We start from the raw sequence: 23,046 nt of genomic DNA on the forward strand, positions 1-23,046 counted from the left end.
CTAGGAATAAAACTGGATAAAATTGTGATATGCAGTTTCCATATCGTGATGATCAATCTCCCACAATGCTTTTGCTACAGCATCTTTAAGCCCTTTAATCTGAGTAAGATCTGTATCCCAGAAAGAGTTTTCGCTTAGTGAAAGTTCTGCCACTTTTTCATAATCATTGTGACTCCAGATCTCTTTGAATTTCTCAACAACAGTAATTTCATCATTCAACGGAAGCGATCTTTCACCATAACTTCCCTGGTAAAAACGGATTAAACTTGCCAAAGAGAAAGTCAAATTAAGAGGTAACTTTTGATTGATTTCAATATAACCTAAAAGACTTGGAAGAATTCTCACTTTAAATTTGGAAACGAAATACAAAGCAATACTCGGCAGATAGTGTTTGATAAACGGATTTTTAAACCTATCAAAAACATCTTCTGCAAAGTTTCTCAATTCATTTTCGTCCAATCCAAGTGTAGGATTCACTTCGTTGAAAATAGTTTCTTTTAGAAATTGTCCCAGAAATGGATCATCAATTGATTCTTTAACCGTTTCTTTTCCTGATATAATAGCCGGAGCTAACATCAAGGTGTGACCTCCGTTTAAGATTCTCACTTTTCTGAGACGGTAAGGCTGAATATTATCTACGACCAAAATCTGTTCATTAATCTGATCAAAAGGAATTCTTCCTTTCAGGTTTTGAACATCCTGAATCACAAAAAGTAAAAATGCTTCGGAAACCACCATCATCTGGTCTTCATATTCTAACTGTTCTTCATACATTTCCACATCATCTTTTGGATACCCCGGTACGATTCTATCAACCAACGTATTATGGAAATAGTTAAACTGTTCAATCCATTGCACAAAGTCATCTTTTAAATCCCAAAGCCTTGCATAGGTAAGAATAATATCTTTTAAAGCATAGGCATTGTCTTCAATCAGTTCACAAGGGATAATTCTCAACCCTTTTTCTGGTGCTCCTTTGAAATGTTTAAACCTTTCATACAGTAAAACAGTTAATTTAGCTGGAAAGTTTTTGTGCGGCCCCTGATAGTTGTTTTCCAGTTCATCGTAAGCAATGCCGGTTTCTGTCGTGTTGGAAAAAATAAACTCCAGCTCTTCTTCTTTCGCTAAAGCAAGGAAATCATCATAGTTTGTATAAGGATTGATCGATTTCTGAATGGCAGAAATAACCTGTTTTTCATCCACAATTTCCCCTTTTCGGATTCCTCTTGTAAAAAGAGTATATAGATTGTCCTGCTCTTCAAGTTTATGAACAGATCCTCCCTGAGTGGGCTGAACGTTGGCAATTCCAGCATTAAATCCTGCCTTTTTGTTGAGCTGATCAATCACATAATCTGTGAATCCTCTCATGAAATTTCCTCCTCCAAACTGAACAATTTTAATAGGAAGTGTTTGCTGAGAACCAATAAGTTCTCTATTTAGTTTTTGTTTTATCTGATTTTCCATTTCTTCTGATTTGAATGAAACCATCTTTCAACAGATGATGTTTATTACTATTAAATTGCTTTGTATTTGGGAACAAGTGCTTTCATGACACTCCATGCAATGAGGTAAGCTACTGCACAGACTGAGAAAATAATCATATATCCTTTATCTATTCCATCCGAAATAATGGCTCCTGATTTTTCCAGATCATGTAAAAAGTTCTCCGGTAAACGTTCATTGATATATTGCGGATATTTTTCAAGCAATGGAGTTCTGTCAATAGTAGTCCATGCTTTATGCGCATGGTCAAATAATACGCCTGAAGATTTATTGATTAGAAAAGATCCTATTCCTCCTGCCATTCCGCCAATTCCTGTAATGGTTGCAATGGCTTTTTTAGGAAACATATCGCCAACGGTAGAGAATATATTGGCAGACCATGCCTGATGTGCGGCTCCTGCTACTCCAATAATCAACACAGGAATCCAGTATGTTATAGAGCCTAAAGGTTGTGCCAATAGCGCCAGCAGTGGGAAAAATGCAAAAATTAACATGGCTTTCATTCTTCCGGAATATGCATTCATCCCTTTCTTTTCCACGAAATATTTGGGAAGCCACCCACCGATGATCGATAATAAAGTGATCATGTAAAGGACGAATAAAGGAAAGGCACTTTGTGTAGAATCCATTTTGTAAACGGAGCTCAGGTAAGCCGGGGTCCAGAAAAGGAAGAACCACCAGATTCCGTCGGTCATAAATTTTCCAAAGGCAAAAGCCCATGTCTGTCTGTAGCTGAAACATTCTTTGAAAGAAAACTTTCTCTCTGTTGTTACTGAATTTCCAGACGAAACATCATCCTGATCCTGTTGAATATACGTGAGTTCATGTTCATTCACCTTATGATGTTCATGGGGCTTTTTATAATAAAATACCCAAAGCCCCATCCATACAAAACCTAACGCACCAATAATGATAAATGCCCATTCCCAGCCCATTGATTTTGCAATAAAAGGAATAGTAACCGGTGCAGTCAAAGCCCCTACCGTTGCTCCAGCATTGAAAATACTGGTGGCCAGTGCTCTGTCTTTTTTAGGAAAATATTCCGCCGTTGTTTTGATCGCGGCAGGAAAGTTTCCTGCTTCACCTACTGCAAGTACGAAACGGGCAAATATAAATAAGGTAACACTGGTACTGATAATAGCTCCCACGTTATCTACCCTGCCAATTATTTCTTTTGATTGTTCAAAACCTACCAGCCAGTTTCCGGTAAGAACCCCAGAAGTGGCAATTCCGCAGAACGCATGAATAACAGCTCCTACAGACCATATTCCGATCGCCCAGAGAAACCCTTTTTTAGTATCCATCCAATCTACAAATTTCCCGGCAAAAAGCATGCTTCCTGCGTAAAAAATGGAAAATAAAGCCGTGATATTCCCATAGTCATTATTGTTCCAGTGAAATTCCGGAGCGATAAAGTCTTTCCAGGTAAGAGACAGTACCTGCCGATCCATATAATTGATGGTCGTTGCAATGAAAAGAAGCACACAGATAGTCCATCTGAAGTTACTCGGTTTCGAGGATATTTCTTTTTTCATATCAATCGTTAATAGTATTGATTTTTATTGATTTTGACAACAAAATGGAGCAAAAACTCCCTACCTGTACTTATTTAGCACAGAAATGATTAATTTTCTAAACCATTATAATTCAATTAAGGAATTGAGAACAACTCAATTGAAGTTTGCCTTACACTTAGATTTTCATCCATTTGAAATTCTTAATGGCTGACATCAAACGGTAAGGACGATTATCTTAGTTCTTTAATAATCTGAATAGAATTGGCTACGGTATCTGTAATTCTTTCATAATTATACGCTCCGTCATCATTTTTCACAAATAACTGTGATCCCAAACCAACACAGTAAGCTCCTGCAGAAATCCATTGTATAATATTTTCTTTTGTAGGAAGTACTCCGCCTGTAGGCATAATATTCGTCCAAGGCATAGGCCCTTTTACTGCTTTGATAAATTCCGGTCCTCCAACTTGTGTTGCCGGGAAAATTTTCACAATTTCAGCTCCGAGTTCTTCGGCGTACGAAATTTCAGAAACGGAACCACAACCTGGCATCCATGCAATTTTTCTCCGGTTACAAACCTTTGCTACTTCAGGATTTAAAGATGGAGCCACAATAAAATTAGCTCCGTTTTGAATATATAATGAAGCAGTAGCTGCGTCAATGACGGACCCGATTCCCAATATCATTTCAGGGAGTTCTTTTGCTATATATTTTACTAATTCGGCAAAAACTTCATGAGCGAAGTCTCCTCTATTGGTAAATTCGAAAACGCGAGCGCCACCTTCGAAGCAGGCTTTTACGATTTTCTTGCAAATGTCAACATCTGCATGATAAAATACAGGCACAACACCTGTCTGTCTTGCTTGTAACGCAACTTCTATACGACTGAATCTTGCCATAATTATCTTTTTATTCTTCCTCCTGAATTTCCGTTCATTACTTCCAGAATATCTTCTGCACTCGCATAATTGATATCTCCCGGAATGGTATGTTTGATGGCGCAGGCTGCATTAGCAAAACGCAATGCTTTTTCGTCATTAAAGTGCTTTAAGCCATAGATCAAACCTGCCGCAAAAGCATCTCCTGTACCAATTCTGTCTACAACGGGATTTACTTCCAGAAGCTCTGTTTCAAAGTAAACTCCGTCAACCAGAGCTCTTCCCTGCGTTTGCTGTGCACTGGCCGTAACCCCGATCCGTATTTTGTCGAAAATTTTATGAAGAGAAGGAATGTGTTGTTTTAATTCTTTACAGGCTTCCATGAAACCTTCTTTATCTGAGGAAAACTGAGTTTCCAAAATTTCATTAATCTCATTCACTCCCCCAATAAAAATGGTTGAATAGGAAACCAATTCTTTCAATATTTCGTTTCCGGATCTACCATATTTCCATAAGTTGGAACGATAGGCAGGATCTGTGGTGATTTCAATTCCTTTTTTCTGAGCAGCGATCAAACCTTCTTTCAATGTGGTATAAGCATTCTCTGAAATACCTGGACTGATGCCTGTCCAGTGGAAATATTCACAATTTTCTAGTGCTTTTTCCCAATCTATATTTTCTGCCTGAATATTGGCGAAAGAACCATTGAGCCTGTTATAGGCAATTCTGCTGGCACGGACGGATGAACCTACTTCAAGAAAGTATAACCCCAAAGGATGCTCATTTTTATGGATGAAAGAAGTATCTATTCCAAAACTTTTGATGAAAGAAATAGCAGATTCTCCCACAAAATCATCAGAAACACAACTGATATGTTTTACTTCACATCCCATTGTTGCTAATGAAGAGGCTACATTAAGTTCTGTTCCTCCGAAAAAGAATTCCATTTCATGGCTTTGCTTCATCGTCCGGTTTCCTAGTGGAGAAAGACGTATGATCACTTCACCAAATGTGACTATTTTACCTGTCATAATATATACATGTTCAGATTCAATGATTGTATTTGAATGCTAGAAATCAAAATAATTTTTAGCGTTGTGGTAGCAGATATCTGAGATGGTTTTCCCGATCAGTTCAATATCATCCGGAAGTTCGCCGTTTTTCATTTCTTCTCCGAAAAGGTTACACAATACTCGTCTGAAATATTCGTGTCTCGGATAAGACAGGAAGCTTCTGGAATCGGTTAGCATTCCAACGAAACAGCTTATTAATCCCATATTGGAAAGGGCATTCATCTGTTTGATCATTCCATCTTTCTGATCAAGGAACCACCATCCTGAGCCAAACTGTACTTTTCCTTTGATGCTTCCATCGTTGAAATTTCCGATCATAGTGGCGAAAATTTCGTTGTCGGCAGGATTTAAGTTATATAAAATCGTTTTGGTTAATTTATCTTTTCCGTCCAGCGTATTTAAAAACCTGGAAAGTGTTTCAGCCTGAACAAAATCCCCGATAGAATCCCAACCCGTGTCTGGTCCAAGAATTCTGTGCATTCTTTCGTTATTATTTCTTAGTGCTCCCAAGTGGAACTGCTGAACCCATCCGTATTGATGATAAGCTTCACCTAGGAATAATAACATAGCAGTTTTGAACTGATTAACCTGTTTTTCAGCAATTACTTTTCCGGCTAATTTATCGTTGAAAATAGCATTGACTTCCGCTTCTGTAGCTTCCTCAAAAGAAATATTATTTAAGCCGTGATCACACAATCTGCAACCATTTTCATGGAAATATTCGATTCTTTTAAGTAAAGCATCACATAAAGTCTGGTAAGAATTGATTTCAATTCCTGCTGACTCACCCAGTTTTACCATATAATCCGGGAAATTGTGGTTTTCGATCAGAATGGCTTTATCCGGACGGAATGCTGTGCTTACTTTAATGCTAAAGTCGCTTTTGGCAAGATCCTGATGGTAATTCAGAATATCTGTAGGATCTTCGGTTGTACACAGAGATTCTACATTCATCATTTTCAAAAGACCTCTGGTTGATTTTTCCGGAGTCTGAAGCTGAGCGGTAATATTTTCGTAAATCTCGGAAGCATTTTCACCACTTAAAAGTTCATCGATTCCGAAATATCTTTTTAGTTCTAAATGAGTCCAGTGATACAAAGGATTTCTCAGTGTATAAGGAACTGTTTTTGCCCAGGCTTCAAATTTTTCTTTGTCGGTAGCGTCTCCTGTAATGAATTTTTCATTCACACCCATCGTACGCATGGCTCTCCATTTATAATGGTCACCGGCGATCCATACTTTGGAAATGTTTTCAAAAACAGTGTTTTCCGCAATATCTTTTGGAATCAAATGATTGTGATAATCAATGATTGGTTGTTTTTCTGCAAATCTGAAGTAAAGTTCCTCAGCGTATTTATTTTGTAATAAAAATTGATCTGTTATAAAAGGTTTCATTCTAGTCTAATTCTGTTGTTATTCATTCGCAGGTTTTCCGATAGTGGCAAGAATTCCTCCGTCAACGTAAATAATCTGTCCGTTGATGAACTTACTTGCCTCAGAAGCCAGGAAAATAGCTGTTCCTGCAAGGTCTTCCGGGTTTCCCCATCTTCCTTCCGGTGTTCTGCTAATGATAAAATCATTGAAAGGGTTTCCGTCTACACGGATAGGCTCTGTCTGGGACGTCGCAAAATATCCGGGACCGATTCCGTTCACCTGAATATTATGTTTTGCCCATTCTGTTGCCAGGTTTTTAGTAAGCATTTTAAGACCGCCTTTCGCAGAAGCATAAGCCACTACATTATCACGTCCCAGCTCACTCATCATTGAGCAGATATTAATGATCTTTCCAGATTTTCTTTTGATCATATACTTGCCGACTAATTTCGACATGATAAAAGGACCGGTAAGATCTACATCAATTACTTTTCTAAAGTCTTCCACTTCCATATCAATAGCGGGAATACGTTTGATGATTCCTGCGTTATTAACAAGGATGTCTATTTTTCCGTGAGCAGCTTCCATTAATGCTACTTTTTGAGCAGCTTCCAGCTCGTCTGTCACATCAAAAAGGTAACCGGTTGCTTTGTATCCTTTCTCATGGTAATAGTTCAGAGCTTCCTCTAATTTGGAAGGAGTTGTACTTGTGATAGCCAGTTCAGCTCCGGCAGCAGCAAGGCCTTCCGCCATTGCCATTCCTAATCCGTGAGTGCCGCCTGTAATGACCGCTACTTTGCCGGATAAATCAAATAAGTTCATTGAAAAATTACTTTAGTTCGTTTGTTTTGATACCGTCCATATCGCCATAGTCCATATTTTCTCCGGCCATGCCCCAGATAAAAGTATAATTAGAAGTTCCAACGCCAGAGTGAATAGACCATTCCGGAGAAAGAACCGCCTGTCTGTTAGTCATAAACAAATGTCGCGTCTCATGAGGCTGGCCCATAAAATGACTCACCGTCTGCCCTTCCTCCAGATCAAAATAGAAATAGGCTTCCATTCTTCTGGTATGCGTATGAGCAGGCATCGTATTCCAGACACTACCGGGATGAAGTTCGGTCATTCCCATCTGAAGCTGGCAGGTTTCTAAAACAGAATTCACAATCAGTTTGTTGATCGTACGCTTATTGGCATATTTCTCTTCACCCAATTCTACAATCTCAGCATCGCTTTTTGTAATCTTTCTGGTGGGATACGTATGATGCGCCGGTGCGGAATTGATGTAGAAATAAGGCTGTTCATCCCCTGCTTTTTCGAAAACAATATCTTTTGCTCCTTTTCCAATGTATAAAGCTTCTTTGTTTTCCAAATGATAAACGTCTCCGTCTACAATCACTCTTCCAGCTCCTCCTACATTAATGATTCCCAGCTCTCTTCTGTTTAGAAAATGTTCTGCTTTCAAATCATCAATAGGCTCCAGTTTCAGTGCTTTTGAGAAAGGCATTATTCCCCCCACGATCAATCGGTCATACATGGAATACACCAGTTTCACATGATCTTCCTGGAATAAATCATTAATTAGAAACTCCCTCCTAAGATCTTCTGTGGTATATTTTTTTACATCTTCAGGATGATGGGCGTAACGAAATTCTGATTGTGTCATACTACTTTTTTTACTTTTACTTTTTACGGTTTTCTCAAAACCATTTTAATTAATGTAATCGATTGCATAAAATTACACTAAAATTGCAGAAATACTTGTGGGGATAAATATATAATTATTCTTTAATTACTTAACAAAAAATTAATTTTAATTATTAAATATCTGATTATTAATAAAATAAATTTAAATAACCTCTGTTATTTTGAAGAAAAACAGGGGAAATAAAGAGGGAAAATTACCCAAAATCATGAATCAGCATATCCGAAAATATAAAATCGTGCCAAAAAAATAGCAAAAAATAAAAATATAGAATTGCAACCAAAACATCAATTTTGATAAATATCCTATACATACTAAAGAATATTATTAAATAGTATAAAATCTCAACTTAAAAATAAATTGAAAAAGATGACAAAAATCAGAAAACGAATAAAATTTTTCTTCTCGAATCAAAATTCAGGGATTTTTATGGAGGGAAATCAAACTTGATTTTAAGGTTTTTTTAAGTTTTTTGATCATTAAACGTGTCCCAATAGCATTTTTTTTCAAGAAATTAAATGATTACAGAACAAATACACAATATGCTGATTATAAAATACTTAAAATACAAAAACTAACATTAATTTTGTTAAATTCATAAACTTAAACAGGTTAATTAATGAAAAAATAACATTTTTTTCTTTGCGTATTGAAAAATAATATTAGTTTAGGAGCCAGAATAATGTTTTACAAAAAATAACGCAATCGATTGCACTAATGCGTGAAAAAGTAAAGAAAACATTGCAACCACTAAAATCAGCAGAATACTTAAAGTCCTCAACAAAAACGATTGAAAAAACTTTCAACCAAGAATTAAAACTATAAGGATACAAAATGGATAAAAGAGTACAATCAATAAAGTGGTTATATTTAACTGTTTTTCTGCTTCCTGTCCTTGCAATGGCTCAAGAAAAAGAAACAAAAAAAGATAAAGAAACCAAATTGGATGACGTGGTTTTGGTAGGATATACAAAAGTTTCCAAAAAAGATGTCACCAATGCCGTTTCTTCTGTGAAGGGCGAAGCTCTTAGAGATATGCCTTCGACCAATGCTGCTGAAGCCATCCAGGGTAGGCTTGCCGGAGTTCAGGTTTCTCTGAGCGAAGGATCCCCAGGTGCAGATGTAGATATTGTAATACGAGGAGGAAACTCCATTACCCAAAGCAATGCCCCACTCTATATTGTAGACGGTGTACAGATGGATAATGCTCTAAGTATTTTATCTCCGAAAGAAATAGAGTCTATCGAAGTATTAAAGGATGCTTCTTCCACTTCTATTTTCGGTTCCAGAGGAGCAAACGGAGTGGTTCTGATTACCACAAAAGGAGGCCGCAAAAAAGGAAAAACAACAATTAATTATAATGGTTTCGTAGGAGTAAGAAGTCTTCAGAATAAAATAAGTGTTCTGGATCCTTACCAATATGTACTTTATCAATATGAACAATATTATAAGAACGGGGATGTAAAAGATATTGAAACTTTTAATACCCGTTACGGTACTTTTGATCAGCTGGACAAATACAAATCTGTGAAAAAAGTAAACTGGCAGGATAAAGTTTTTGGAAGAGAAGCTTTTAACTACACACACAATGTGGCGATCTCCGGTGGATCAGAAAACTCTGCATTTTCGCTAACACTAAATAATGTTCAGGAAGACGGAATCATGATCGGATCCGGGTTTAAAAGAAATATGGCCAACTTCAGGTATGATTATGATATCTCGAAAAAATTGAGCTTAGGTCTTAATGCCCGCTATAGCCGCCAAACAATTTACGGAGCTGGAACATCCGCCAGTGGATCTCAAGCAACAAACCGTCTGAGAAATGCCATCAGATATCAGCCTTTTGAAGGAGGATCATCGGTGGATGTTGATGATTTTGATCCGCTATTTGCAGATCAGACGAATCTTGTTAATCCTGTTTTATTAGCCAATGATGAAATAAAGGAAAGCGGAAGAAATGACTTATTATTAAATGCAACGATCGACTACAAGATCAGTAAAGATTTTACATTTCGAAGTGTAATCGGCTATGTACAGAGAGATCAGCTTGTTAATCAGTTTTCCGGTCCGGTTACAACCTTGGCAAGACAGAATAATGACCAGCCGGTTGTATTTTTAAGCAATTCTCAGTCCAGAAGAATTACGAATACCAATACCTTAAACTATAGACGGACTTTTGGCAATCATAAACTGGATCTGTTAGCAGGTCAGGAAACAGTAAGAACAGACGGAGAATCGATGTCGATCAATATCAAATGGTTTCCGAAATCAGCTTCAGCTCAGGAAGCATTTGCCAATACTCAACTGGCTTCTCCTCCATCGGGAATGGTTCAGGATGCTCCTAAAACAATGGGAGAAATAGATCGTCTGGCTTCATTTTTCGGAAGGGCCAATTATATTTACAAAAACAAATATATTGCAACGGTATCTATGAGAGCTGACGGATCCAGTGTTTTCAAACCTGGAACTAATCAGTGGGGATATTTTCCGGCAGCTTCATTTGCATGGAAAATAAAAGAAGAAAATTTCCTGAAAAACAATAACAGCATTAATGAACTGAAACTTCGTGTAGGATATGGAAAATCCGGGAACAACAGAATTGGAGCTTTCTTATATGATACCTTCTTTACTTCGTCTTCAGATTACGGATATGCTTTCGGAACGAGTGTAACTCCTGGTGCTACTACCGGAAATATAATGGCCAATCCCAATGTAACCTGGGAAACTGCCAATTCTTATAATGCAGGATTAGATTTCGGGTTCTTTAAAGGAAGACTTTACGGTACACTTGATGTTTACAAAACCGATACTAAAGATCTATTATTATTGGCTAAAATTCCTCAGACTTCAGGATATGAATATCAGTATCAAAACTCAGGAAGCAGTGAAAATAAAGGGATAGAACTTTCACTGGGAAGCACGATTATCAATAAAGAAAATTTTTCATGGAAAATTGATGCCAACATCTCATCCAACAGAAATACCATTAAAAGCTTAGGAAGTAATGCCTCTGCAAGCTCCAATTACTACTACTACCCTTCCGGATGGCAGAATAACCTTTTTGATTTCCTTGTGCAGGTAGGCAAACCGGTAGGAACGTATTGGGGATATGTGACGGCAGGAAGATATGAAGTGAGTGATTTCAACTACGACGCAACGACTCAAGCCTATACACTGAAAGCGGGAATTGCCAGTTCTGCAGCAGTTGCTAATGGAGCAAAAGCAGTACAACCCGGAGATCTTAAACTGAAAGATCTTAACGGTGATGGGGTAATCGACAGCAAAGATATGACAGATCTTGGAAGTGCTCAGCCTAAATTCTATGGTGGATTTACCCAGACCTTCCGATATAAAAACTGGGATATGAGTCTTGTTTTCAACTTCTCCATAGGAAATAAGGTCTACAATGCCAATAAAGTAGAATATACCACTCAATATCTGTATAAAGATAATAACATGCTGGCTGAAGTTGCAGACCGCTGGAGATGGTTTGATAATGCCGGAAATAAAGTAACAGATCCTACCGCCCTTGCCGCTTTGAATGCCAACACTACGATGTGGACACCACCTGCAGGAGCCTATTTCCTACATTCTTATGCTATTGAAGACGGTTCTTTTTTAAGACTGAACAACCTTACCGTAGGATTCAGCCTGCCCAAAGGATCTTTGGATGCTATTGGGGTGAAAAATCTTAGACTGTACGCTACCGTTAATAATTTATTTACCATTACAGGGTATTCAGGATTTGATCCGGAAGCCAATACGAGAAGAAATCCTCTGACACCGGGCGTTGATTACTCCGCTTACCCTAGAAGCAGATTTATATTATCAGGAATAGACATCACTTTCTAAAACAAATCTTATGAACAAAAATAAATTTTCAAGCCTTTTCTTATCTCTTGTGTGCGCAGTTACCCTGAACTCGTGCAGCGATTATCTGGAGGTAGAAAACCTTTCCAATACAGCAGAAAAACAACAGTTCGACTCTGCTCCCGATACATTTGCCGCTCTTGTTGGGGTCTACAACAGTGCAATGGGTGACAATACCTATGGACAAAGGATGAACCTCATTCTTTCTCAGTCGGGGGACGATTACAGAACCTCCGGAGATTATAACGCCAATGACAGAAGAGGAATAAGCTGTTTCGGAGCTGTTCCTACCAATACAGAGCTATTAAGACCTTTCCTTGATACATATACCGGTATTGAAAGAGCCAATCTCGTTATTAAAAATATTCCGATTTCACCTGTTTATCAAGTGGGATCCGCTGCTGATAAAAAACTAATGGATCGTTATCTTGGAGAGGCGTTGGCATTAAGAGCCATGTTTTACTATGATCTCATTAAAAACTGGGGAGATGTTCCTTTTCAGGATGTTCCTTCCGCAGATCTTCCTACCGTATATATTCCAAAAACAGACCGTGATGTCATCTATGATAAAATTTTGGATGATCTGGCAAAAGCAGCTACGTTAGTTCCATGGAAATCAGAAGGTGGAACCACTGCTCAAAGACTTTCAAAAGCAGCGGTAAAAGGTTTAAGAGCAAGAATTGCATTGGCCAGAGCAGGTTATTCTCTTCGCAGAAACCCACAGCTGATGGTACAGGGTTCTAATCCTCAGAAATATTATCAGATCGCTTATGATGAATGTAAAGACATCATCACTTCCGGGCAGCATAAATTGAATCCTAGCTATGAAGGACTTTTCAGATCACTTCATACCAACAGCCAGGATACGACCAATGAAGTTATTTTCGCCATCGGAGCATTCGGAGGAAACTCAAGAACCGATTCCAAAATTGGGTATTACAACGGATTAAGGCATGACGATTCTGATTGGAAATCATCCGGAGGAATCAGTGCTATTCCTACCTACTTTTATGAATTCAGCAAATATGATTTGAGAAGAGATGTTAATATTGCTATTTTCAGAGTAAGCACAACGAAACAGGAGGATCTTCAAACCTCTATCAACTGGAATGACGGGAAATTCAGAAAATCATGGACCAGCATTACCGGAACTTCTCAGAATTTAGGAATCGATTGGCCTATGCTAAGATATGCCGACGTTTTATTAATGTTTGCCGAAGCAGATAATGAACTGCATGGTTCACCTTCTCAAGATGCTGTGGATGCAGTAATGGCTGTAAGACAAAGAGCTTATGCCGGAAATCTGGGTCAGGTAGGTACCATTCCAACTTCCAAAAATGCCTTCTTCAATTATGTTGTACAGGAAAGATTATTAGAATTCGGAGGCGAAGGATTAAGAAAATATGACCTGATCCGCTGGAATCTTTTGGAAACAAAAATCAATGAAACAAAACAGAAATTAACCGATTTCATGAACGGTACCGGAGCTTATGCCAACGTTCCTGAATATATTTTCTACAAAAAGCCGGCTTCAACAGTCGTTAATTATGTGCCTACAAAAACTGCCCAGCAAAACGTACTGGATATGGATTTGTACACCAACGGAATTGCTAAAGCTGATGTTTTTTATAGTCCCAACCAAAGTGTTGCTACACCTTCAGGATATACAAAGATCAGCTGGAGATTGGCTATGACACAGCCATACATCAGTGGAGATCCTGTGAAAAGTTATGCACATTACTTCCAGCCCAACAAAAAGGAACTTCTTCCTATAGCGCTAGATGTGATCAATTCAAATTATAATCTTACTCAGGATTACGGATATTAGACAGCTTAACATTCATATGAAACTACAGGCTGCCTTCTCTCGAGAACAGTCTGTAGTTTATCAAAAAAACTTTCTATGAAACGCTTCTTATTTTTAAAAAATTTCAATCTGTTTTCTATGGCACTGATCGCTATATTGAGCCTTCTTTCTTTCAAAACTAATGATACAATCCTCATTGTTTCGAAAGACGGAAAAGGTAATTTTACAACAGTACAACAGGCTATTGACGCTATTGAAAACCATTCTTCCAAAAGAACCAAAATTTTCATTAAAGCAGGAGTGTATAAAGAAAAGATTATTGTTCCTGAAAATAAAGGTGCAATCTTATTAGAAGGTGAAAATCCTGAAAAAACGATCATCACTTTTGATGATTTTGCGTCCAAAAAAAATGCAGAGGGAAAAGAAATCGGAACTACGAATTCATCTACCATTTTTATCTATTCCAATGATTTTACTGCAAAAAATATCTCCTTTGAAAACAGTTCCGGAAAAGTAGGTCAGGCGGTTGCTGTACTTACTTCAGGGGACAGAATTGTTTTTGAAAACTGCCGCTTTTTAGGCCATCAGGATACTTTATATTTAAAAGGCGTTCAGGATATGCAAGACAAAACAAAACCTTCAAGGAATTATTTTAAAAACTGCTATATAGAAGGGACAACAGATTATATTTTCGGGGCAGGAACCGCTGTTTTCGAAAACTGTATCATCTACTCCAAAGAAACAGCAAGCTACATAACGGCCGCTTCTACTCCACAGAACAATGAATTTGGTTTTGTTTTTATCCGTTCAAAAATTACAGGAAATGCCAAAGAGCAGTCTGTATATCTCGGAAGACCGTGGAGACCTTTTGCAAAAACCGTTTATATAGATTGTGAGATCAATTCAACCATAAAACCCGAAGGATGGCACAATTGGAATAAACCCGATGCAGAAAAGACTACATTTTATGCTGAAAGCAATTCAAAAGGACCGGGTGCAGCTATTAAACAAAGAGTTTCATGGTCACACCAACTTAGCAAAGAAGAAAGAAAAAAATATACTGCAGATTATATTCTTAAAGGCAATGACAACTGGAATATAAAGAAAAGCTTACCCTAAATCACATCCAACTATTTTTTCAAGTATGAAAAGGAACATCATCAAACTGCTCACAATAGGAGTTTTAAGCAGTATTTCTACGCTCATTCATGCGCAGGAAGTATTGAGCTTTCCCGGTGCTGAAGGTTTTGGAAGATTGACAACGGGCGGACGTGGAGGAAAAGTGTATGAAGTAACCAACCTTAAAGATGACGGCTCCGAAGGTACTTTACGGTATGCTTTGAATCAGAAAGGTCCCCGATATATTATTTTTAAAACCGGAGGAACCATTGAACTGCAGTCTCCTTTAAAAATCAAAGAGGGAAATGTGACCATCGCAGGACAAACTGCCCCCGGAGACGGTATTACGATTGCCAATTACGAAACCTTTGTAGGCGCAGACAATGTTATAATACGATATGTCAGATTCAGGATGGGTGATCAGAAAAAATTTGAAGGCGATGCATTAGGAGCAAGATTTGTCAAAAATCTAATGGTAGATCATTGTTCAATGAGCTGGTCAACCGATGAAACCGTTTCTATTTATGCCAATGAGAATACAACACTGCAATGGTGTATTATTGCAGAAAGTCTCAGAAACTCTTTTCACCAAAAAGGCGCTCATGGTTACGGAGGTATTGCGGGAGGTAAATCTGCCTCTTTCCATCATAATATCTATGCGCATCATGACAGCAGAAATCCAAGATTGGGAGAATATGCCGGAAGTAAGTTTGCATTGACCGATCTTACCGATTTCAGGAACAATGTGATCTATAACTGGGGACACAACAGTATCTACGGAGGAGAAGGAATGAATGTAAATATTATAAATAATTACTACAAACCCGGCCCGGCAACTATAACCCAACAGAGAATTGTTGCTATTGATAAAAATGAAAACCCAAAAACAGAGGTCTACAACATCTGGGGGAAATATTACATTAATGGAAACATCATAGAAGGAAATCCGGAGGTAACCAAAGACAACTGGACGGAAGGTGTTTTCAGCCAGATAAAATCATCTTATAACCTTACGGAAAAAGAGAAAAATGCCATAAAAATCAATCAGCCTCATGACATTCAGAATACTATTAAAACACATTCTGCACAGGAAGCTTACGAAAAAGTACTAACCTTAGGAGGAGCTAGTTTGAAACGGGATGCTGTTGATCTTCACGTTTTAAAAGATATCAAAAACGGAAATTTCACCTACACCGGTTCTAAAGGAAGCAAAAACGGAATCATTGATTCACAAAATGATGTTGGTGGATTTCCCCATTTACAACCTGGAAAACCACTCCCAGATTCGGATCATGACGGAATGCCCGACGAATGGGAAATTAAAAATAAGTTAAATCCTAAAATGGCCAACGCCACAGCGCGGGATCTGGATAAAAACTACGACAATATCGAAGTGTATCTAAATGATATTGTGAAAAATATAACCGATGAACAACACTAATAACCATGAAAACTTGTATTAAAATCGGTACACCCCATAATAAAAACTGTATGAAATTCAGCTTATTTACAATACTTATTGCAGGAACCTTTATCAGCCCAACGATTTCGGCACAGACTTCTGTAATAGAAACAATAAAGAAAAGTCCTAAAGCTCCGTTCTCTTATGCAGAACTTTCCGTTAAACAAGGGGGAAAATGGGAAGGCAATCATTACATTGGCGGAGCTTTTCAAAACGTTCAGGAACTTACCCTTCCGGAATCTCACACCGATCATTCTTCTTATATCCGATACGAAGGTATTGGACTGGAAAATAACCAGATTGGCTACAGACTCTATTTGGACTGGAGAAATGCAACAGATATTTTTGGTAAAAAAGTAACAACACTTGTTTTGCCGGAAGTAGGACAAGACGGTTTTGAATCGTATCACCACGATGCTCCCTGGGGACAGGATATTTTAAAATCCGGCCGCAGCATAGGAATTGGCTCCTATGGCAGATATGATGAGCAAAACGATTATGTTGAAACCTTTAAAATTGTAAAAAATACCACCGCAAAAGTAGTCAATGAAAAAGACCAGTCTTATGCCACAATCAATTATAAAGGATGGAAAACATGGGGAGAAGCTGTAGATCTGCAATCAAAACTAACCATTTTCCCAAAAGACCGCTTCGTAAAGGTAGATTTGAATCTGAGCAACACCCTTTCAGGTTTATGTACCGGAATTGTTGCCATTAAAAATATTCCGTTAAAAGAGGGAATCAGTAAAAATAAAAAATGGGCTTATATTGCGACTTATGGGCAGCAGACCTTAGCCCAAAAAGAAGACAATCTGGGAATGGCTGTTTTCTACCCTATTGAAAATTTCGACAAGTATGTAAAAACAAAATCTACTCATACCGTTGTTTTCAAAAAGACAAAGAATATATCCTATTACTTTTTGGGAGCATGGTCTCAGGAGCCCAACGGCCTGACCACTGAAGAATCTTTCTATCAGGATCTGGACCAAAAACTGGATATTCTCGATAAAAACAATCAACTTTAAAGTTTAAAATCATGAACTTTATCAACAACTCTATTAAAGTATATGCATTGGCTGCAGTATGTTCGGGATTCTTACTTTCCTGCGCTCAAAAATCTTTGCAACACTCCGCATCAGAAATACAATCAGAAGTAAAAGGAAAGATTTCAGCCCAACTTCCGTGGTCACAAAGGATGCTCCTTTCCGAAATAAAACGTTTCCCACAGGCCTGGATGCTGGATTACAATAAAGCCCCAAAATGGAGCTATCCAACTGCTATTGTACTGGAAGGTGCCGAAAAGCTATACGAAAAAACAGGCAATAAAGACTACTACAACTATATTGCAACCTTTGGCGATACGATGGTAAAAGAAGACGGAACTATTGTTTCCTACGATCTTTCTAAATACAATATCGACATGTTGAACTGTGGAAATGTTCTTCTTTATCTTTATCAACAGGAGAAAAAAGAAAAGTACTTGAAAGCCTTACAAACTCTCCGTTCTCAGATAGACGGTCAGCCAAGAACCTCAGAAGGCGGATTTTGGCACAAGAAAATCTACCCCAACCAAATGTGGCTGGATGGGTTGTATATGGGAGAACCATTTTACGCACACTACACTCAGTATTTTACCAAAGGAGAGGCTGCTGAAAAGGCTTTTAATGATATCATCAATCAGTTTGACCTGATTCAAAAACATCTTTTAGATAAAAAAACCGGATTATTCTATCATGCCTGGGATGAAAGCAGAGAACAGCAATGGGCTAACAAAGAAACAGGACTTTCTCCCAATTTTTGGTCAAGAGCAATGGGTTGGTACGGAATGGCCATGGTAGATGTTCTGGATTATTTACCCCAAAACCATCCCGGAAGAGCTCAACTACTTTCTTACTTAAAATCTTACTGCGATGCGGTCATCAAAGTTCAGGATAATAAAACAGGACTTTGGTATCAGGTGTTAGACAAAGGAGGAGAAAAAGGAAACTATCTGGAAGCAACAGGTTCATCAATGTTTGTATACACTATGATCAAGTCTGTCAACAAAGGATATTTACCCCAATCATACAAAGCTCATGCAAAGAAAGGCTACAATGGAATCATCAAAAACTTAATTACAGTAGATGAAAACGGAGTCGTAAGCTTAAACAAATGTTGTGCGGTGGCAGGTTTAGGCGGAAATCCTTACAGAAGCGGGTCTTATGAATATTACGTGAATGAGGAAGTCCGCTCCAACGATCCCAAAGGAACAGGACCTTTTATTCTGGCGAGTTTAGAATTTGAAAAATAATTCATGTCAAGGTTTAAAACCTTGACATGGATGGTCAAAACGACTTTACAATAGCATTAGTTATATGAAGACAAAACATATTTTAAATTTCCTTTCCATTACGGCATTTTCTATAGCTTCCGCCTATCTTCAGGCACAGGAAAAAAACAGTGTTTCCGAAGTATGGATTGCCGATCAGGGAAAAAATTACAAAAACCCTATTTTGTATGCAGATTATTCTGACCCTGATGTGATAAGAGTGGATAATGATTATTATATGACAGCTTCAAGTTTCAATGAAGCTCCGGGACTGCCCATTCTTCATTCTAAAGATATGATCAACTGGAAGTTGGTGAATTACGCCATCAGAGATATCATTCCAGCCGAGCATTTCTCTGTTCCCAGAAGAGGAGACGGCGTATGGGCTCCGAGCATTAGATTTCACAAAGGTGAATTTTACATTTATTGGGGCGATCCGGATTTCGGAATTTACATGGTAAAAACGAAAGACCCGCTAGCAACCTGGGAAAAACCCATATTGGTAATGGAAGGAAAAGGATTAATCGACTCCTGTCCGTTTTGGGATGACGACGGAAACGCCTATCTGATTCATGGCTGGGCAGGAAGCCGTGCAGGTGTAAAAAGCATCCTCACTCTTAACAGAATGAATCCTGAAGGAACAAAAGTACTGGATAAAGGAACCCATGTTTTTGACGGGCATGATTCTCACCCAACGGTAGAAGGTCCTAAAATGTATAAAAGAAACGGCTATTATTATATTTTTGCCCCGGCAGGAGGTGTGGCAACAGGATGGCAGCTGGTATTAAGATCGAAAAATATTGAGGGACCTTATGAAGAAAAAATTGTTATGGAACAAGGGTCAACTTCTATCAATGGTCCGCATCAGGGAGCTTGGGTAGATACGCCTTCCGGAGAAGATTGGTTCTATCATTTTCAAGATGTAGATGCAGGAGGAAGAATTGTTCATCTTCAACCGATGAAATGGGAAAAAGACTGGCCGGTAATGGGAATAGATTATGACAAGAATGGAATCGGAGAACCCGTTTCAACCTATAAAAAACCCAACGTTGGACGGTCCTACCATATCACTACTCCTTCCGAAAGTGATGAGTTTAATGATAAAAAGATAGGATTACAATGGCAATGGAGCGCCAACGAAAATATCGTCTGGTCTTCCCAACTTCCGGGACAACAGTTTTTAAGATTATTTTCCATAAAAGTCCCTGAAGGAGAAAAAAATCTCTGGAATGTTCCCAATTTGTTAACCCAAAAATTTCCCGCTCCGAATTTTGCAGCCTCTACAAAAGTAAAACTGACTCCAGAAGATGCCAAAGAAGGAAAAATAGCAGAACTATTAGTCATGGGATTGGACCATCAATCGATTGTCATCACAAACAAGCCGGACGGATATTATCTGCAATTGAGAAAAGCAGAAAAGGCAGATAAGGGAGGAGAAGAAAAAATAGTATTTGAAACAAAGTTAAAAAGCAACGAAGTTTATCTGAAAGTCAATGTAAATGAACCCAACGGATTATGCCAGTTCAGCTACAGCGAAAACGGAAAAGACTTTATAAAAGCAGGTGATATTTTCCAGGCAAAACCAGGGAAATGGATAGGAGCCAAAATTGGTCTGTACAGCATCAGTACATCAAAAGCTCCAAGAGGAGGCTATGCCGATTTTGACTGGTTCAGGATTACAAAGAAATAAATAAGGTTGGAAAACACTAAAACCCGAAGTATTAAATGCAAACAATTACAAGGCACAAAAAAATCCATCTGTAATAAAATTGAAACCCACTCAAATAGCTGAAAATCTTTGATTTTCTTGCGCCATAAAACAGTCTGAAAATTAAAAACCCTTTGCGCCTTTGCGATAACTAACAAAACAATCATGAAGCAAAGAATATATAAAATTACGTCACTATTATTCGGTATCACGCTGCTTATCGGATGCCAGTCCCAAGGCAAAGTCCAAAAAGCCACTCCAAAGCCAAACAAAAAAGTAACGCATATCTACCTCATTGGAGATTCAACAATGGCCGACTATACCGGAAATTATGATCCGGGAAAAGATTATATGAAAGTAAGATATCCCATTACAGGTTGGGGACAGGTTTTTCAACCTTTCTTTGTGAAAGATAGCCTTAGCTCTCTGAAACCTGCTATTACAACCGATTCTGTGGCAGTTATCGACAGAGCTCACGGCGGAAGAAGCACCCGTACATTCTTTCAGGAAGGAAGATGGCGTTATGTATATGAACATCTTCAGCCTAAAGATTATGTGATCATGCAGTTTGGACATAATGATGGTTCAGAAAAACATCCTGAACGCTATGTCAATATTCAGGGATACAAAGAATTTTTAAGACTTTTCGTTACGCAGACAAGAGAAAAAGGAGGAAATCCCGTTATTGTAACACCTGTAGCCAGAAATTATCCCTGGAAAGACGGAAAACTTGAAAATGTACATGGCGAATACTGGCAGGCTCCCATTGATGTTGCCAAAGAAATGAATGTTCCATACATCGATTTAAACAAGCTATCCATGGAATATTTTACAGCAAAAGGACAGGATTTCACCACCAATCATTATTTCATGAATCTTCCTGAAAATATGTATGAAGCTTATCCAAAAGGGCAGAAAGATAACACCCATTTTCAGCCGGAAGGTGCAAAAGTGGTTGCAAAGCTCGTCTATAAAGAATTTAAAAACTTAATTAAAACTCAAAAAAAATAATATGAAGAAGTCTCTTATGATTATCGGTTTAGCCGCAGTAATGATGTTTTCAGGGCAAACATTTGCTCAGAATCTGGATATTTATAAAAACATTGAGTTTAGCATGCCTCAGGTAGCCGAAACTTCTTTTCCTGCCAATACCGTAAACATCACCCAATTTGGAGGGGTTTCCGGTGGAAATGTGAAAAATACTCAGGCTTTCAAAAAATCGATAGATGATCTTAGCAAAAAAGGCGGTGGAAAGCTGGTAGTACCCAGAGGAATGTGGTTAACCGGGCCTATTGAGCTGAAAAGTAACATCAATCTTCACATAGAAGAAGGGGCTTTTATTATTTTCAGTAAAGATAAAAGTGATTATCCTTTGGTTGACGTCAGTTTTGAAGGGTTAAATACCGTTCGCTGCCAGTCTCCTATTTCCGCAAAAAACGCCACCAATATTGCCATTACAGGAAAAGGAATCATTGATGGAAGTGGAGATGCCTGGAGAGCCATCAAAAAAAGTAAAGTTGCAGAATCTGAATGGAAAGAAATCATCAAATCCGGAGGAATACTGTCCTCTGACGGCAAAAACTGGTATCCATCAGAAAGCTACAAAAAAGGACTGGAAAGCAGCTCAAGTTTTAATGTTCCTGATAAAATATCAAAAGATGAACTGGCCAGCGTAAAAGATTTTCTGCGTCCGGTGATGGTAAGTCTGGTAGGTTGTGACAAAGTGTTGTTAGATGGTCCTACTTTCCAGAATTCCCCGGCGTGGAATCTTCATCCGTTAATGTGTTCCAATGTAATTTTAAGAAATCTGACCGTAAGAAATCCATGGTTCTCGCAAAATGGAGACGGTGTAGATTTGGAATCCTGCAAAAATGTACTGATTCATGATAATACTTTCGATGTTGGAGATGATGCTATCTGTATCAAATCAGGGAAAAATGAAGATGGAAGAAAAAGAGGAATGCCTACAGAAAATGTCATCATTAAAAATAATATTGTATATCATGGCCACGGAGGATTTGTTGTAGGAAGTGAAATGTCGGGTGGAGCGAGAAATATCCACGTTTCCGACTGTACTTTTATAGGAACAGATATTGGTCTTCGTTTCAAAACCACTCGTGGAAGAGGGGGAATTGTTGAAAATATCTACATCAGAAATATTGATATGATTAATATTCCTACTCAAACCATCGGGTTCAATATGTTTTATGAAGGAGCTTCTCCGGTTTTAGAGGACGGACAGAAACAGGAAGGAAACAAAACTCCTGAGAAGGTTTACCCGGTTACAGATGAAACCCCGATTTTCAGAAATATTTACTTTAAAAACATCAATGCAGTCAACTCTTACGAAGCGATCACTTTATTCGGTTTGGCAGAGATGAACCTGAAAAATATCGTTATTGAAGATTCTAAATTTGATACTAAAAAAGCTCTGACCATTGTAGATGCAGACGGCATTCAGTTAAAAAATGTCACCCTAAAATATTCTGAAGGTACCGGAGCAACGGTTTATAACAGTAAAAACATCAATCTTTCTACGGTAAAATTTGAAACATCCAATAAACCTTATATCAAAGTCTTAGGAAACAAAACAGGCACTCTGCTATTGCCAAAAGAAGTAACAGCAGATAAAACGGCATTTTCCGTAGGGAGTGAAGTTGCTAAAAACGCTGTAAAATAAACAGGATTCTTTTTTGTTGGCCATTGCAAAGACTCAAATGTT

General features: G+C 38.1%; 16 protein-coding genes. 9 read left to right on the top strand and 7 right to left on the bottom strand.

Annotated features, from left to right (window positions below):
• The 7 genes from ACL9RH_RS07680 to kduI form a co-directional block, all read right to left on the bottom strand.
• Positions 1-1,464, bottom strand: a complete 1,464-nt coding sequence (locus ACL9RH_RS07680; protein WP_422692776.1) for a tagaturonate reductase — start codon at positions 1,462-1,464, stop codon at positions 1-3.
• A 50-nt stretch (positions 1,465-1,514) separates the two neighbouring features.
• Positions 1,515-3,038, bottom strand: a complete 1,524-nt coding sequence (locus ACL9RH_RS07685; protein WP_422692777.1) for an MFS transporter — start codon at positions 3,036-3,038, stop codon at positions 1,515-1,517.
• A gap of 212 nt (positions 3,039-3,250) precedes the next feature.
• Positions 3,251-3,919, bottom strand: coding sequence for a bifunctional 4-hydroxy-2-oxoglutarate aldolase/2-dehydro-3-deoxy-phosphogluconate aldolase (locus tag ACL9RH_RS07690; protein ID WP_422692778.1), 669 nt, complete (start codon positions 3,917-3,919; stop codon positions 3,251-3,253).
• 2 nt (positions 3,920-3,921) lie between these two features.
• A complete protein-coding gene (locus ACL9RH_RS07695) occupies positions 3,922-4,929 on the bottom strand; it encodes a sugar kinase (protein WP_422692779.1) in 1,008 nt (335 codons plus the stop codon).
• A gap of 39 nt (positions 4,930-4,968) precedes the next feature.
• Positions 4,969-6,366, bottom strand: coding sequence for a glucuronate isomerase (gene uxaC, locus ACL9RH_RS07700; RefSeq protein WP_422692780.1), 1,398 nt, complete (start codon positions 6,364-6,366; stop codon positions 4,969-4,971).
• Positions 6,367-6,384: 18 nt separating this feature from the next.
• The gene (locus ACL9RH_RS07705) at positions 6,385-7,167 is read right to left on the bottom strand and encodes a gluconate 5-dehydrogenase (RefSeq protein WP_422692781.1); all 783 of its coding nucleotides are present in this window, start codon (positions 7,165-7,167) and stop codon (positions 6,385-6,387) included.
• 7 nt (positions 7,168-7,174) lie between these two features.
• A complete protein-coding gene (kduI, locus tag ACL9RH_RS07710) occupies positions 7,175-8,011 on the bottom strand; it encodes a 5-dehydro-4-deoxy-D-glucuronate isomerase (protein ID WP_422692782.1) in 837 nt (278 codons plus the stop codon).
• 873 nt (positions 8,012-8,884) lie between these two features.
• Here kduI and ACL9RH_RS07715 point away from each other — a divergent pair.
• The 9 genes from ACL9RH_RS07715 (at position 8,885) to ACL9RH_RS07755 (ending at position 23,004) form a co-directional block, all read left to right on the top strand.
• Positions 8,885-11,902: a SusC/RagA family TonB-linked outer membrane protein gene (locus tag ACL9RH_RS07715; protein ID WP_422692783.1), complete on the top strand. Its 3,018-nt coding sequence runs from the start codon at positions 8,885-8,887 to the stop codon at positions 11,900-11,902.
• A gap of 10 nt (positions 11,903-11,912) precedes the next feature.
• The gene (locus tag ACL9RH_RS07720) at positions 11,913-13,748 is read left to right on the top strand and encodes a RagB/SusD family nutrient uptake outer membrane protein (RefSeq protein WP_422692784.1); all 1,836 of its coding nucleotides are present in this window, start codon (positions 11,913-11,915) and stop codon (positions 13,746-13,748) included.
• A 75-nt stretch (positions 13,749-13,823) separates the two neighbouring features.
• Positions 13,824-14,846: a pectinesterase family protein gene (locus tag ACL9RH_RS07725; RefSeq protein ID WP_422692785.1), complete on the top strand. Its 1,023-nt coding sequence runs from the start codon at positions 13,824-13,826 to the stop codon at positions 14,844-14,846.
• A 25-nt stretch (positions 14,847-14,871) separates the two neighbouring features.
• On the top strand, positions 14,872-16,287 hold the full coding sequence (locus tag ACL9RH_RS07730) for a pectate lyase family protein (protein ID WP_422692786.1): 1,416 nt from the start codon (positions 14,872-14,874) through the stop codon (positions 16,285-16,287).
• Positions 16,288-16,337: 50 nt separating this feature from the next.
• Positions 16,338-17,333: a DUF4861 family protein gene (locus tag ACL9RH_RS07735; RefSeq protein WP_422692787.1), complete on the top strand. Its 996-nt coding sequence runs from the start codon at positions 16,338-16,340 to the stop codon at positions 17,331-17,333.
• Between the two features lie 11 nt (positions 17,334-17,344).
• A complete protein-coding gene (locus tag ACL9RH_RS07740) occupies positions 17,345-18,598 on the top strand; it encodes a glycoside hydrolase family 88/105 protein (protein ID WP_422692788.1) in 1,254 nt (417 codons plus the stop codon).
• A 64-nt stretch (positions 18,599-18,662) separates the two neighbouring features.
• Positions 18,663-20,306 carry a glycoside hydrolase 43 family protein gene (locus ACL9RH_RS07745; protein ID WP_422692789.1) on the top strand — a complete coding sequence of 548 codons (1,644 nt, stop codon included), beginning with the start codon at positions 18,663-18,665 and terminating at the stop codon, positions 20,304-20,306.
• Between the two features lie 183 nt (positions 20,307-20,489).
• Positions 20,490-21,335, top strand: a complete 846-nt coding sequence (locus ACL9RH_RS07750) for a rhamnogalacturonan acetylesterase (protein WP_422692790.1) — start codon at positions 20,490-20,492, stop codon at positions 21,333-21,335.
• 1 nt (position 21,336) lies between these two features.
• Positions 21,337-23,004: a glycoside hydrolase family 28 protein gene (locus tag ACL9RH_RS07755; RefSeq protein ID WP_422692791.1), complete on the top strand. Its 1,668-nt coding sequence runs from the start codon at positions 21,337-21,339 to the stop codon at positions 23,002-23,004.
• Positions 23,005-23,046: the final 42 nt, after the last annotated feature.

The organism is Chryseobacterium sp. Mn2064 (assembly GCF_049319685.1).
GTDB lineage: Bacteria > Bacteroidota > Bacteroidia > Flavobacteriales > Weeksellaceae > Chryseobacterium.

Bases quoted from the DNA above. Each gene is read 5' to 3' on its own strand.
- ACL9RH_RS07720 (WP_422692784.1), top strand. From the start codon at position 11,913: ATGAACAAAAATAAATTTTCAAGCCTTTTCTTATCTCTTGTGTGCGCA.
- ACL9RH_RS07750 (WP_422692790.1), top strand. From the start codon at position 20,490: ATGAAGCAAAGAATATATAAAATTACGTCACTATTATTCGGTATCACG.
- uxaC (WP_422692780.1), bottom strand. From the start codon at position 6,366: ATGAAACCTTTTATAACAGATCAATTTTTATTACAAAATAAATACGCT.
- ACL9RH_RS07735 (WP_422692787.1), top strand. From the start codon at position 16,338: ATGAAATTCAGCTTATTTACAATACTTATTGCAGGAACCTTTATCAGC.
- ACL9RH_RS07745 (WP_422692789.1), top strand. From the start codon at position 18,663: ATGAAGACAAAACATATTTTAAATTTCCTTTCCATTACGGCATTTTCT.
- ACL9RH_RS07730 (WP_422692786.1), top strand. From the start codon at position 14,872: ATGAAAAGGAACATCATCAAACTGCTCACAATAGGAGTTTTAAGCAGT.
- ACL9RH_RS07725 (WP_422692785.1), top strand. From the start codon at position 13,824: ATGAAACGCTTCTTATTTTTAAAAAATTTCAATCTGTTTTCTATGGCA.
- ACL9RH_RS07740 (WP_422692788.1), top strand. From the start codon at position 17,345: ATGAACTTTATCAACAACTCTATTAAAGTATATGCATTGGCTGCAGTA.
- ACL9RH_RS07685 (WP_422692777.1), bottom strand. From the start codon at position 3,038: ATGAAAAAAGAAATATCCTCGAAACCGAGTAACTTCAGATGGACTATC.
- ACL9RH_RS07680 (WP_422692776.1), bottom strand. From the start codon at position 1,464: ATGGAAAATCAGATAAAACAAAAACTAAATAGAGAACTTATTGGTTCT.
- ACL9RH_RS07705 (WP_422692781.1), bottom strand. From the start codon at position 7,167: ATGAACTTATTTGATTTATCCGGCAAAGTAGCGGTCATTACAGGCGGC.
- ACL9RH_RS07715 (WP_422692783.1), top strand. From the start codon at position 8,885: ATGGATAAAAGAGTACAATCAATAAAGTGGTTATATTTAACTGTTTTT.
- kduI (WP_422692782.1), bottom strand. From the start codon at position 8,011: ATGACACAATCAGAATTTCGTTACGCCCATCATCCTGAAGATGTAAAA.
- ACL9RH_RS07755 (WP_422692791.1), top strand. From the start codon at position 21,337: ATGAAGAAGTCTCTTATGATTATCGGTTTAGCCGCAGTAATGATGTTT.
- ACL9RH_RS07695 (WP_422692779.1), bottom strand. From the start codon at position 4,929: ATGACAGGTAAAATAGTCACATTTGGTGAAGTGATCATACGTCTTTCT.
- ACL9RH_RS07690 (WP_422692778.1), bottom strand. From the start codon at position 3,919: ATGGCAAGATTCAGTCGTATAGAAGTTGCGTTACAAGCAAGACAGACA.